At 32.7% G+C, this 12,571-nt stretch carries 12 protein-coding genes; 3 read left to right on the top strand and 9 right to left on the bottom strand.

Translation table 11 applies throughout. From position 1 onward, the window contains the following. Nucleotides 1–8: 8 nt before the first annotated feature. Complete coding sequence (locus tag KFZ70_RS13125) at nucleotides 9–1,007, top strand: helix-turn-helix domain-containing protein (protein ID WP_139698663.1); 999 nt, start codon at nucleotides 9–11, stop codon at nucleotides 1,005–1,007. Between the two features lie 355 nt (nucleotides 1,008–1,362). Here the strand turns inward: KFZ70_RS13125 and KFZ70_RS13120 are convergent, their stop codons facing one another. The 7 genes from KFZ70_RS13120 to KFZ70_RS13090 all read right to left on the bottom strand — a co-directional run bounded on the left by KFZ70_RS13120 (nucleotide 1,363) and on the right by KFZ70_RS13090 (nucleotide 9,045). Next, nucleotides 1,363–2,523 (bottom strand): agmatine/peptidylarginine deiminase, encoded by a 1,161-nt coding sequence (locus tag KFZ70_RS13120; protein WP_139698664.1) that lies wholly within the window; start codon nucleotides 2,521–2,523, stop codon nucleotides 1,363–1,365. 465 nt (nucleotides 2,524–2,988) lie between these two features. Next, nucleotides 2,989–3,618, bottom strand: coding sequence for a hypothetical protein (locus KFZ70_RS13115; RefSeq protein WP_139698665.1), 630 nt, complete (start codon nucleotides 3,616–3,618; stop codon nucleotides 2,989–2,991). Between the two features lie 168 nt (nucleotides 3,619–3,786). Then, nucleotides 3,787–4,341: a DUF4251 domain-containing protein gene (locus tag KFZ70_RS13110; RefSeq protein ID WP_139698666.1), complete on the bottom strand. Its 555-nt coding sequence runs from the start codon at nucleotides 4,339–4,341 to the stop codon at nucleotides 3,787–3,789. 92 nt (nucleotides 4,342–4,433) lie between these two features. Then, a complete protein-coding gene (locus tag KFZ70_RS13105) occupies nucleotides 4,434–5,480 on the bottom strand; it encodes a glycosyltransferase family 9 protein (protein WP_139698667.1) in 1,047 nt (348 codons plus the stop codon). 176 nt (nucleotides 5,481–5,656) lie between these two features. After that, nucleotides 5,657–6,493: a DMT family transporter gene (locus KFZ70_RS13100; protein ID WP_139698668.1), complete on the bottom strand. Its 837-nt coding sequence runs from the start codon at nucleotides 6,491–6,493 to the stop codon at nucleotides 5,657–5,659. Beyond that, the gene (locus tag KFZ70_RS13095) at nucleotides 6,483–7,397 is read right to left on the bottom strand and encodes an EamA family transporter (RefSeq protein WP_139698669.1); all 915 of its coding nucleotides are present in this window, start codon (nucleotides 7,395–7,397) and stop codon (nucleotides 6,483–6,485) included. The genes KFZ70_RS13100 and KFZ70_RS13095 overlap by 11 nt, the downstream gene beginning before the upstream one ends. A gap of 88 nt (nucleotides 7,398–7,485) precedes the next feature. Beyond that, the gene (locus KFZ70_RS13090) at nucleotides 7,486–9,045 is read right to left on the bottom strand and encodes a DEAD/DEAH box helicase (protein WP_139698670.1); all 1,560 of its coding nucleotides are present in this window, start codon (nucleotides 9,043–9,045) and stop codon (nucleotides 7,486–7,488) included. A gap of 244 nt (nucleotides 9,046–9,289) precedes the next feature. Between KFZ70_RS13090 and mgrA the strand changes: the two genes are divergently transcribed. Continuing rightward, a complete protein-coding gene (gene mgrA, locus KFZ70_RS13085; protein ID WP_139698671.1) occupies nucleotides 9,290–10,303 on the top strand; it encodes an L-glyceraldehyde 3-phosphate reductase in 1,014 nt (337 codons plus the stop codon). A 1-nt stretch (nucleotide 10,304) separates the two neighbouring features. On the opposite strand, the gene KFZ70_RS13080 is transcribed toward mgrA, so the two are convergent. After that, complete coding sequence (locus KFZ70_RS13080; RefSeq protein WP_139698672.1) at nucleotides 10,305–10,964, bottom strand: hypothetical protein; 660 nt, start codon at nucleotides 10,962–10,964, stop codon at nucleotides 10,305–10,307. A gap of 611 nt (nucleotides 10,965–11,575) precedes the next feature. On the opposite strand from KFZ70_RS13080, the gene KFZ70_RS13075 reads away from it, so the two are divergent. Then, a complete protein-coding gene (locus KFZ70_RS13075) occupies nucleotides 11,576–12,133 on the top strand; it encodes a biopolymer transporter ExbD (protein ID WP_139698673.1) in 558 nt (185 codons plus the stop codon). Between the two features lie 4 nt (nucleotides 12,134–12,137). On the opposite strand, the gene KFZ70_RS13070 is transcribed toward KFZ70_RS13075, so the two are convergent. Further along, a complete protein-coding gene (locus tag KFZ70_RS13070; protein WP_233244103.1) occupies nucleotides 12,138–12,569 on the bottom strand; it encodes a 3D domain-containing protein in 432 nt (143 codons plus the stop codon). Between the last annotated feature and the right edge of the window lie 2 nt (nucleotides 12,570–12,571).

Genomic DNA, 12,571 nt, shown 5'->3' with positions numbered 1-12,571 from the left:
TTGTATATATGAAATTTTCACAAATAATATTCAACAAAGACTTATATGATTTAACTTATAATGACATAGTAGATTTCTTTAATACAGAAAAGGAAGAAACTTTGAATTTAGAATTTAAGTCTTATCCTGTTCAGGGTAATCATAATGATAAAGAAAAAGCTGTTATTAAAGCAATTTGCGGTCTTTCTAATGCAGAAGGAGGTATTGTTATTTGGGGAGCACCAATTGAAACAACAAACCCTCAAGGCAATACGATTGCTCAAGGTGATTTAACTCCTTTTGAAACGAATTTAGATAGAGATAGAATTATTAATAAAATTTCTAACTTAATAATTCCACTAATCGTTGGAGTGAGAGTTCAAAAATTGGATGCTCCAAATGGAAATTCTATTTTCATAATAGAAGTAGAAAAAAGCAAGCATAAACCACATCAATATAAAGACAAATATTATATCCGATTGGATGGGCAAACAAAAATTGCTCCTCATTATTTAATAGAAGCAATGATGAAGAGTATTGATTTTCCTGTAATTCGAGGTCATATCAGACTTAAAAATATTGAACTTGTTGGAGGCAATGTTGTTTTAAGCTTTGTTAAAGTATTATTTAATACTTCGGAGTTTAATAATGATATAAATTTCTTTTACAGAATAGTTGCCATACCTGGAATAATTCGCATAGGACAAAATACTTTTCCAGGAGATTATACTAATGAATCGTTGAAAATAATGAGTCATGGCAGACCAAGTAGGTCTACTTTTCAATTGATTATTCCTTCAGCAGAATTAATTGCCAGAGGTCAAGAAGTTGATGTAGTTCTAAATTTTGGAGGCGAAAAGTCTCCGTCAAAGGTATCTAGATATAAGTATCTTTTAAACAATATTGTAGAAGGAGATGTGCCTAATAATGAACTACCATATTTAGTCGAGAAAAATGAAAATGAACTACCTTCTGATGTTACAAATAATAGTATAGATGAGAATATTAATAATTTATTAGATAATTAAATATTTAAAGTCATTCCACACACATTACACTTCCCTCCTACGTCGTCGTGTAAAAAGTGTTCCATTAACTTTGTAAAAGAAGCTTTGGAGAAGAAAACTTTTAAAAGAAAAATCAGCAAACGTAACTATGGCTTTTACCAAAGCAAAGTAACATAATGCTGACCATTATAGTACACTTTTTATTATGGATTATTCAGGACGGGTAAAGTGGTAAAACAACGTTTTGTTATAGAATTGATACAGGTTACCATGTATCTATAAACATCTATCAAAAGAATAAACTCTGCTTCATAAATTACTAAAAGACCGTGCTGATAAAATCTCTAGGACAAAAACACGATTCGAAATAAAGCTATTATGTTAACTTTTTCGTTTTCTTTCTTGTCTTATTAAGAGAAATACAATGAAAACCTCCGCCTTCTTTATTAATATCAGCACAATTTTGCATAATAATTTTTTTTGAAGGAAATAATGTTTTAAACTGAGCGTGTACCAAAATATCCCTTTCTTTGGCTTCAGGTGTATTAAGATACTCGCCGTATGACGGTACAACTACTTTTTTGCTTCCAATGACAAAGTTTAAATAACTCGTAGGAAATAGTATAGGGTGCTGAGTATATTCAAAATTGTTTTCTACTAAAAATGGAGCAATAGGAACCCTAACAATATGTAAAGGGTTGTTATCTTGATCCAGAGAATTTTTTAAAATTTCATAGCTTTTTTCCAAACGATCAGAAGTTGTTTGTAATATGGGATGAAGATATCGGTCTTCAAATGGTACTTGAGCAAGTAATATGGTATCTGGCGAAATAAATCGACAAAAATTATCTATATGACCAGCTCCAAAAGAATACAGTTGATTTGGTATAAGTTCAGTGCCTTCGTATTCATCTTGAGGCAGCACATCTTTAAGCCATATAACTTTTTTAATCCCCATTTTTCTTTTAAGCTCTTTCTCTATATCTTTTAAGGATAACTCTGGGTTATACATGCGTTCATGAGATTCTATTAATATGGCCAATCCATCACCATTAACTTCTCTTGCTCCTCCCACGTTAAGAATGCGTGAAGCATAAATGCGCTTGCCAATAAGCTTTTGATATTCATAAGGGAAACTACTTTTTCTTTCTTGGTAGTACTTAAAACAAAATACCCTAGAACTCCCGTATTTATTTTCTAAAAAAACGGGGCCGAAATCACGAATCCAAATTCGTTCGTTTTGAATGGGAATAAGTGTTAATTTATTAAGGTTAACGTTTGCCTTGAGTAATTTATTCTTTACAGTATCCAAAGGCGTTTTCTTTGGCACATATAAAGTTACAGAATCATCTTCTGACAGAGTTTTTATAAACTCTACATAGGTCTTTTCATGCGATGGAGACCAAATCATTAGATGAGATTCTAAATTATCGAAATCGGTTGAAGGCTGGAAATTTTGATATTCAAAATAAAAAAAAGTACAACCTACAACAGCTATGATTGAGGCAATGTACAAGCATTTTTTAAGTTTTTTCATTTTTCATTATGCGTGATAACATACTCTAAAAAAACGTTTAAACAAACTAAAAATAATTAATTTTCAACCACTTGAATCAATGCTCTTTGCAGTGATAAAATTAGAGTTGAAAAATAGCAAAATAATCTGAAAAAATTCTATTGCACCCACTATTTTTAATAATTTTAAATATAAGCTCCCTGTCTTGAAACACAAAAAACCAAAATTCAGACTACAAATGATTTTGGAAACATGTAACTGTTTAACAGAACTTTCAAATCCAAAATATAAACGGAATAATTGAAGAACATATATGACTTAACCTCTGTTTCTCCTAAAGTTTAGACCAAAACTCTATGAGTTCAAGTAAAAGTTAAAAAACATTTAGTAACTTGATTTAGAAAGTCATTAAGAACAAAAAACCTATCATGTTAATAATGATAGGTTTTTTGTTTTATTAAACAACGCAGGATAGATCAAAAATAATTAATACTCTGCATTTTCTTTACCTAAAACAATATCTTTTGTAGTTACAAAAAGCCCCTCTTTTTTGTCTAATTTTAGGATTCGCTGCGGATTGGTGGCTTCTACTTTGGTACGACACTTTTCAGTTAACATAGGGTCATTATCAAAAAGAAAACTCTCTAATTTATACTCAGGTTTGTTAGGCTCTTTTATAACAGGCAAAATTTGCTTGGGCTCACTTCCGTAAATATAACTACCAGGCACAAAGGTATATAGCGTGTATTTACCATCTGAGTCTGTTTTTACCCAGCCTCTATGATGTACATAGCGCTTTTTATTATGACGCTTTAAAACAAAATTACCTTCTTCATCGGATTGCTCTATAAAAAGTAACACATTCTTAGCTGGTGTTACACCATCACTTTCGTAAATAGTACCCGTAATTTTTAGCTTATTTTTCTTGGTTAGATAATCTGGAATAGTATCAACATTGTTTAGTTGCTTTTCTGAATAGTCATAAACAGGACTTCTCTTTTTATAATTTTCAGGTTTTTCAAGTTCTGATTCTGAGTTGGCCACATCTTGCGCAAAAGACATATTACAAGAAGCAACAAAACACACAATGCTAAATAGTAGGGCAATATTTTTCATGTTGAATTTGTTTGATTAACACGACTAAAATACCACCTGACTCCTATGGTTAAAAAAAATAATCGACTGAATAATAAAAATTTACGATGAATAGGTGAACTGCAATATCATATTTTTCATTAAAAGTGCAAATATACCTTTCTTAAAATCACCCCTACTGAAGACAGCTTACTTCTCCGCTTTTTCTTCCTTGAGCGGTAATATTTTACCCGAATAACTTATAGTTTGCCTATTATTACCAGTTAATGACATATCAGCATTCATATTGGGAAACACTTTAATAATAACTCTAAAATTTTCAGAATTACTCAAAGCGTCAAAAGAAATGATATAACTGTTATTCTTCCCTTCCGATACTTTGTAATCTTTAGTTTCGCCATCAAATTGAATTGCACTATCACCACCACCATAGGCTCCTCCCATTTGGCGCTCTCCAAAATATGGCAAATACGATTTTACCGTGTTACCTGAAACATTTAGAAAATTACTGTTTCCAATTAAATTTATAGAGCCAGCATTACTACCGGGCTGAAGCAAACCTGCTACTCGCTGCATAGAAGCCGTAGCCATGGGATACGCCCATTCTGAATCTATAGTAAACTTTTTACTCTGTACCAGATTGGTTAAGGCATCAATCTCTGCTTGCGTTACCTGATTTTTTGATGAACCACAAGACATTAATACAAAAAAAACTAATATAGCATACAAATAAGAACCCTTCATAGTGTAATAAATTAAACATTGTTCTACAAAGTTACAAAGCAATTATTGTAACTAATGGTGTACCGTTTTAAATTTAAGAATAATTTATTAATCTATTCTAAGATATTTCGGATAGCAGAAATCCAATCCTCCATTTGTGTTTTATTGGTATGAAGCGCCACACTACCATTACCATAGGGTTGATAAATTTCTGGATTAGTTACAGAAAAGAAACCAACTGTAGTCGTTAAACTGGCACTTGACAAATGCATAACACCATTATCAGCAGCTATAAAAATACTTGTGTTTTTTATAATAGCGCCCATTTCTCTAATATCCTGGCTGTAAAAATTAGGTGATTTAAAATTAATTTTTGAAATGTTTTCAATGGGAAGCATTTCAATGATATTATACGCTGGAAACTCTTGTAATAGTCTTTCATAAAAGGTTGTCCACCATGTTTCAGAATAACATTTATCTCCAGTAGCATTGGTGTAAATACAAATGGTCTTTTTGTCATTTTTCACCACATCTTTCAATATCGCTTTACCTTTTGAAAGTTCTTCCTGATCTAATTTTATATCAAGTAACGGCATTTCAGTATGATATAATACCACCCCCAAATTCTTTAAATAATCCCGAAGTAGATAAATAGGAAATTTGGATATATGCTTAAAATCAGAATGTTTTGACACAGCAGCTTCGTCTTCATTTCCAAAAATCTTAAACTTGGCTTTTGCCATAGAGGTTAAAAGTTTGCCAGAAGATGAATTTCTATCACCATTAATTACCAAATCATAGTGTTTTTGCTTTATTGAACTCCAACTTTTTATATATTGAAATACATTACTCCATGGCTTTTTAGGCAATTTTATGATGGTATTAACCGCTTCATAATTTTGAAACACAGGATGTGCCACACCACCTTTTACAAATAAATCTATAGTACAATTGGGAAACGTTTTGATAACTTCCTGAACTAATGGCGTTAAAAGTAGTTGATTACCTAGTCTGTGATTAGGCCTTATAATAAGAACTTTTTTTATGTGTTCAGGAACAAGTGATCCGTATTCTGGCTTTACATAATTACTACCTACACGTTTGGTAATATTATGCATAATGGTTCTTCTATAATGATTGACGCGTGTCTTGAAACTCATGAGCGGTTTAATTCAAAAAATAAGCGCTGCAAAATTACAAATTCTAAAAGGTTAATTTCTCAAGATGCTTAAGAATTTATAAAAGTACGATTGACAAATATAAGTTTGACAATAACATGGTTATCTCATAATTAACAAATACTATCAAAATAGCCTATGCAACGTAATTACCTAACTTATTTTTTCTTTGTAAAAGCATTTAAAATCAATGCTACTATAATCATACTAATCCCTAAAAGACTCCATAATGTATAGATTTCGGTAAATATGAATATACCTAAAAGTACAGAAAAAACAACTTCTAAATATTTAAGGGGCGCTACTTGATTTGTTGATGCTATCTGAAACGCTTTGGTCATGTATAATTGTCCGAAATATCCAAATACACCGAGTAACAGTAATAATATCCACTCTATTCCTAAGGGTGTTTTCCAATAGAATATAGAAACAACACCACCAACCAAAAAGGAGATCATCATAAAATAATGTACCACTACTACGGGGTGTTCTGTTTTTCCTATTTTACTCAATATAACATACACTAAGCCGCTAAAAATGGCCGAAATTATAATTAAAATCAACCCTAACGTATTTAGCGTTGTATCAAATCCTTTTAATACCAACACGCCTAAAAAGGCTATAAAAAAGTATAGCCACTGAACCGGTTTAATATATTCCTTTAAAAACAGTACAGCGAAAATACCAGAAAATATAGGCGCTAAATACCGTAATGAAACCGCCGTTCCAATAGGCAAATATTTTGTTGACATGAAAAATAACGACATGGACGTCACCCCAACCAAACCTCTTAAAATCAATATCTTTTTATTGTTCCCAAACATGGGAATGTTATTCTTCAACAACAGGCCAAACGTAAAGCATAGCGACCCTATTGATCTGAAAAAAACTATTTGAAAAGTATTGAATCCTGATAGATATTTCACGGTGCCATTCATACAAGCAAAAGCGAGCGCACTTATGATCATATATTTAATGGCTTGTTTAACGTCCATAAGGTCGTGGTTTAAATTTGCGTCTTGTATTAATAAAATAAACACCTGTTAAAAGAATGACCGCAGCAATTATAGATTGTAAAGAAATATACTCATCAAGCACCCACCAACCTAAAATAAGAGCTATGATAGGGTTTACATAGGTTGAAGTAGCCACTTGTTCTGGAGAAACCGTTTTTAACAGATAATTAAATGCTGTAAATGCCACAATACTTCCAAATACTATTAAACCTAGCATTGACCACTGTACCTCAACTGACCATTGCGTGGGTAAAGACCATGATTCTCCTAAACCTAAACTCACCACGGTAAGTATTATACCTCCTGTGAACATTTGGTATCCTGTATTCACAAAATGATTTTTAGGTAAATCGGCCGTTCCTACAAAAATACTGGCATAAGCCCAACTTATCATACAAGCAAAAATAGTTATCATACCCAGTACTTGCCCCTCTTGGCTTATCAATTCTTTCTGACTCACTAATAAAAAAATACCTGTAAAACCTAGGACAACACCTATGTAAGACATCAAAGCGATTTTTTTTCCTTGAAGTATGCGCATTAAAATAAGAACCACCAAAGGTTGTGCTGATATTTCTAAAGCGGTAAAACCACTATCTACATATTTCAAAGCCCAAACCACAACGCCATTGCCAAAGGTTAAAAACAAAAAACCAGCAATGGTTGCATTTTTGAGCTGCCTCAAACTAATTTTTAAACTAATACCTGAAAACTTAGCAATTAGAAAAATGAGCACACTTGCGGTAAGAAATCGCATAGACGCCAGAAAAAAAGGAGGCAACTCTGTTACTGCTATTTTATTAAGCATATAGGTAGACCCCCAAATTACATACGTTGCAAAAAAAGATAAAATGATGAGAACCGTTTTTCTAGATACACTCATATAAATATCACTATTAATCTAACCTAAATGCTTAGTTATTTTTTGAATCTCATGACATTTAAGTCATGTGTATACCATAATCTAAATTTTAATCTTCAGGAGGGTAACCAAAAATCTCTTCAAACACCTCATCAAAATTTGTACGTAAATAAGAATTTAATTTCTTTCTGTATTCACCTTTTAGCCATTCCACAAAATTATAAGTGCTTTTACTAATGCATTTGGTATAGCGCTGAATTCTGAAATCAATATCATCACCGAGCATTTTTGCTAATGCCAAAGCATCATAAACATCTTCACTGTTTTCAATACAAATTTTGGCATGATGCTCAATAGAACGTTCTAAAACCACTTTTGAAGATTCTCCAGAGCGAATAGAGTCTACATAGCATTTTTGTACATCAAAATACACATCTTTGGAGTTTTCAAACTCTTTACGCAATTCATCGGGCATCTCATATCTAAAATTACTTTCAAGTTCTTCATCACTTAAAATTGAATCCAGATAATAGGTAGGTGATTTGAAAATACGTTGCCAGTCTAAATCGTCCCCCCAAGGCCCAAACCTGTGAAAGTTATTTCCTAAATCGATAACGGTAAACGCTTTTTTATCTTTATAAATACGAGACCCACGACCAATCATTTGATAATACAAGGTAAGTGATTTGGTGGCTCTGTTGAGAATAATACTTTCCACGGAAGGCTCATCAAACCCGGTAGTTAATATACTTACTGAGGTTAAAATAGCGTCAGGCGTATTTTTAAACCATTTTAAAATCATAGCACGTTCCTTTTTGGTATTAGTATTATCTAAATGCGCTACTTTATATCCTGCTCTTCTAAATGTGTCATAAACATGTAAAGAGGTATTAATACCATTATTAAATATTAAGGTTTTCTTACCTTTTGAACGTTCTTCATAAGCATGCAGAAGTTTAGATAACATATCGTTATCTGTATATAAATCTTCTGATGATTTTACAGTATAATCGCCATTTGCTCCAACCACTAATGAGGTTAGCCCTACGTTATAAGTAAACATCTCAGCTCTGGCTAAGAAGCCATTTTCAATCAACGATTCAATGCTTTCTCCTACAATAAGCTCATCATAGTTATCCGTCATCGGTAATTCAATACTTGAACTCAATGGTGTAGCCGTTACACCTAGTATAAAACTTTGACTAAAAAACTTAAACAGCTTTGTAAACGAATTATAGTGTGCTTCATCAATAATAACCAAACCAATATCTGAAATGTCAAGTTTATCATCATTTAGTCTATTATTAAGCGTTTCAACCATAGCTACAAAACAGCTATATTCTTTTTGATCGCTCAAATCGGCTTTACTATCTACAACCTTATTGTGTACGCCAAATTCTGTAAGCATATTTGACGTTTGCTTACACAACTCAATTCGGTGGGTCATCACAAGTACTTTTTTCTTATGATGTTTTAAATACTGTCTTACTATTTCAGAAAAAATTACTGTTTTCCCCCCTCCTGTTGGTAATTGATATAATAAATGATAATCATCTGGAGATTCCTCAAAAGCTTTAAAAATCTTATTGATGGCTCCCTTTTGATAACTATATAAATTCTTACCTTCTTTCCGTTCTTCTAATTCTAGCTCGGCTTTTGCTGTAGACATACTTTAAAATTTGCGACGTGCAAAAATAACATCTTTGTAGAGTTTATTGGCTATGATATTCATAAAATTATCCAGAAATACTACAGATATATCAAAAAGAACTAAATGCTAGATCGTTTTATTATAAATGGTCAAATGTCTTGCCAACATGTGTTGATTGGTGTTTATTTTTAATTTTAAGCCCCCTTTTTATACTGGGGAATCCATTAAATTATAGCTACTTTTGTGAAGTAAACTATATATTATGCATATTAATGATAAGTCTGGTGTACAGTCATACACCGCGAATCCTTCACGATACGAATCTATGATCTACAGAAGATCTGGAAAAAGTGGAGTGCTTCTTCCTGCTATGTCAATTGGGTTATGGCATAACTTTGGATTTGTTGATGCTTTACAGAATGGTAGAGACATTTTAAGAACGGCCTTTGACTTAGGTATTACTCATTTTGATTTGGCTAATAATTACGGCCCTCCTTATGGCTCTGCTGAGGAAACCTTCGGAACTATTTTTAAAAAAGATTTTAAGCCTTACCGCGATGAATTATTTATCGCTTCAAAAGCGGGATATGATATGTGGCCTGGCCCCTATGGTAATTTTGGCTCAAGAAAGTATTTAATAGCGAGTATTGACCAAAGTTTAAAACGTATGGGATTAGATTATGTTGATATTTTTTATCACCACAGACCAGACCCCGATACGCCTCTTGAAGAAACAATGGGCGCTTTAGCCGATATTGTAAGACAAGGCAAAGCCCTCTATGTGGGTATTTCAAACTATAAACCTAAAGAAACAGCACTTGCTGCCAGCATTTTAAAGCAGCTAAATGTCCCTTTTATTTTGCATCAGGCAAGATATTCCATGTTTGATAGATGGGTTGAAGATGGTTTGTTACATACTTTAAATGAAAACGGTGTAGGTTGCATTGCTTTTTCACCATTAGCTCAAGGGTTATTAACCGATAAATATTTGAATGGAATTCCTGAAGGCTCAAGGGCAGCAAAAAATTTAACTTATTTAGACACTCAAACCGTTTCAACAAACCTTAATAAAATTAGAAAGTTAAACGAAATAGCTCAAAAAAGAGGTCAGAAATTATCTCAAATGGCTATTGCTTGGATTTTAAGACAGACTCAAGTAGCATCTGTACTTGTTGGTGCTAGTTCTTCTAAGCAATTGAAAGAAAATATTAAAACCCTTGATAATTTAAACTTTACCGAAGAGGAATTAGAACGTATTAATACAATTATTTCTTAATTTACTCTTTTACAACAATAACCGTAGCCTTAACACCGGTGGCAAGATTCCATCGGTTTTGAGTTACCACCATACCTTTGTCATCAATGACCCTAAACTCGGCGGTATTAGGCCCTGATTCTCCTTGATTTAATGCAACAAAATCTATTTTATTAAAACCAGGTTTTAAATCTAGTTTAAAACCTTTAAAGCCTCCTGATAAAAAAACTCGGGCATGCACAATATCATCATTGACTCTTACCTGCACAATATCACCATCAACATAACCATGATCTCGATAAGCTACATTCACAAATTCTGATTGACTTTTAAAATCTCCAAAATATTGATCGGTAGTACTCCCGTTGCGGCGCTCCACTTCCTCCTTACTTAATTTAACATCACGTAATTCGTCATTCAATTCTTTTTGATACAATTCTCCCGGATTACCAAATTTCTCATTGGCAAACATGGAAAATTCCTTTTTAGGCAACTCTAATTTTGCTGGAGTTTTAGGAAAATTGCTCGTTGCAGAATTGTTGGTAGCTGGAAGATTGGGTTTTGGTTTCTCAGGCTCTTTAGCCACTTCAACAGCCGGTATACTCATAGAATTACTTTTGCTATCTAGTTGAGCAAAAGCAGATATTGAAAAGAATACTAATAGATAAAAAAAAGACTTCATCAATCTTCAATATGTTTTTTAGAGCAAAATATATAGCAAAGATATTTTTTTCTTGTAAAATGCTAGTATGATGCTCCGTATTTTAATATGTGTTTAACAATAATCGTACCTAAAATACTGAAATTGACTCCTCTTCTATTTCTAAACTCAAAAATGTTAAAATTTGTTAATTAAGTACTTTGTTTTACATAGTACTGTAACAAAATATATTTTGCGTCGTCTTTCTTATATATCAATCGAAAAATAACAGTATTATTAATCAAAAAATGAACATCATGAGAACTTTAAACAACAATCAAATTTCTGGAACTTTACACGGAACAAAAAGTCACCAATGGAACACCAAAAGACGTTACAGATAGTAACGTCTTTACAAACTCGTCTTTCATCAATCAAAATTATACGGTATGAAATCTTATATTAAAATATCGAGACAATTGAATACGATAACACAAGAAAACTTAACTATCATTAAAAGAGTTATAGATTTCAAACACACCAATACCAACCTATGGCAAGGTTGTAAAAGATACGGGCACTAGATTGAATGTCATTTCGTTGTGGTATTGTTTTTGTGTACCACATTACACAAACATCAAAAACTATACTTTATGAGACTTTCTAAACGCACACCACAACTAAATGCTGGTTCCATGGCCGACATTGCTTTTTTATTGCTAATCTTCTTTTTGGTTACGGCCACAATTTCGTCAGATGAGGGCATCAATAGAAAACTTGCAACTCCTTGCCCTCCCAATGAAGATTGTAATTTGGCTTCAAATAATCGGAATATTCTTAGAATAATTATTAATAATGATGATAACATAATGCTTGGTGAAGATGTTGTTTTACTTGAAAATATTAAATACGAGATTAAAACTTTTATAGACAATAACGGGGATAATACGTGTTCTTACTGCAACGGAAAACAAGCCCCTCATGCATCCGATAACCCCAGAGAAGCTATTATTGCTTTACAACATGGAAAACAGACAAGCTACAAACGCTATATTGCAGTGCAAAATGAACTTACCAAAGCATATCATGAACTTCGCTTACAGTACTGTATGAAGGTTTTAGATAAAACGTACAACCAACTAAACGAAACAGACTTAAAGCAGATTAAAGAAGCGTATCCTTTTAGAGTCTCTGAGGCTGAAACAAAGTAGGTATTTAGGGCCTTGGTATCCCGTAATCAATGCAAACACGTCGTCTCCCCCATTGTCGTGCCTGTTTTACGTCAATACCCATATAAATATCAATACGGTTTTTCCATCGGGAATGCATTTTATCTTTTACCCAATACACACCTTCAAGGCCTTCAATCTTGACAGGTGTGTTGTGTTTTAAGCCTAATTTGAGCAAGTCTCTTGATACGGCTATGTATCTAAATCCAGGCTTTAAACTATCTCCAAAAGCGGTAATATTAGGGGTGTCACTGGTTTGATATGCTAATGAATTATAGGCTGTTGCAGTCACTATTCTTGAATTCCAATCGTAATTATCTTCAATATTTTTTTTAGATTTAGCACATCCTAGTACAGTCCAAAAAACCAAAATAAAAACACACCCCTTAAAACATTTATTTAACTGATTTAAAGCCATTT

Source organism: Allotamlana fucoidanivorans (genome assembly GCF_045788535.1).
GTDB classification, from domain to species: Bacteria; Bacteroidota; Bacteroidia; order Flavobacteriales; family Flavobacteriaceae; genus Allotamlana; species Allotamlana fucoidanivorans.
The sequence above is the reverse complement of the archived record's forward strand: the minus strand, read 5'-3'. Positions and strand labels throughout refer to the sequence as shown.

Bases quoted from the DNA above. Each gene is read 5' to 3' on its own strand.
- KFZ70_RS13125 (WP_139698663.1), top strand. From the start codon at position 9: ATGAAATTTTCACAAATAATATTCAACAAAGACTTATATGATTTAACT.
- KFZ70_RS13120 (WP_139698664.1), bottom strand. From the start codon at position 2,523: ATGAAAAAACTTAAAAAATGCTTGTACATTGCCTCAATCATAGCTGTT.
- KFZ70_RS13115 (WP_139698665.1), bottom strand. From the start codon at position 3,618: ATGAAAAATATTGCCCTACTATTTAGCATTGTGTGTTTTGTTGCTTCT.
- KFZ70_RS13110 (WP_139698666.1), bottom strand. From the start codon at position 4,341: ATGAAGGGTTCTTATTTGTATGCTATATTAGTTTTTTTTGTATTAATG.
- KFZ70_RS13105 (WP_139698667.1), bottom strand. From the start codon at position 5,480: ATGAGTTTCAAGACACGCGTCAATCATTATAGAAGAACCATTATGCAT.
- KFZ70_RS13100 (WP_139698668.1), bottom strand. From the start codon at position 6,493: ATGGACGTTAAACAAGCCATTAAATATATGATCATAAGTGCGCTCGCT.
- KFZ70_RS13095 (WP_139698669.1), bottom strand. From the start codon at position 7,397: ATGAGTGTATCTAGAAAAACGGTTCTCATCATTTTATCTTTTTTTGCA.
- KFZ70_RS13090 (WP_139698670.1), bottom strand. From the start codon at position 9,045: ATGTCTACAGCAAAAGCCGAGCTAGAATTAGAAGAACGGAAAGAAGGT.
- mgrA (WP_139698671.1), top strand. From the start codon at position 9,290: ATGCATATTAATGATAAGTCTGGTGTACAGTCATACACCGCGAATCCT.
- KFZ70_RS13080 (WP_139698672.1), bottom strand. From the start codon at position 10,964: ATGAAGTCTTTTTTTTATCTATTAGTATTCTTTTCAATATCTGCTTTT.
- KFZ70_RS13075 (WP_139698673.1), top strand. From the start codon at position 11,576: ATGAGACTTTCTAAACGCACACCACAACTAAATGCTGGTTCCATGGCC.
- KFZ70_RS13070 (WP_233244103.1), bottom strand. From the start codon at position 12,569: ATGGCTTTAAATCAGTTAAATAAATGTTTTAAGGGGTGTGTTTTTATT.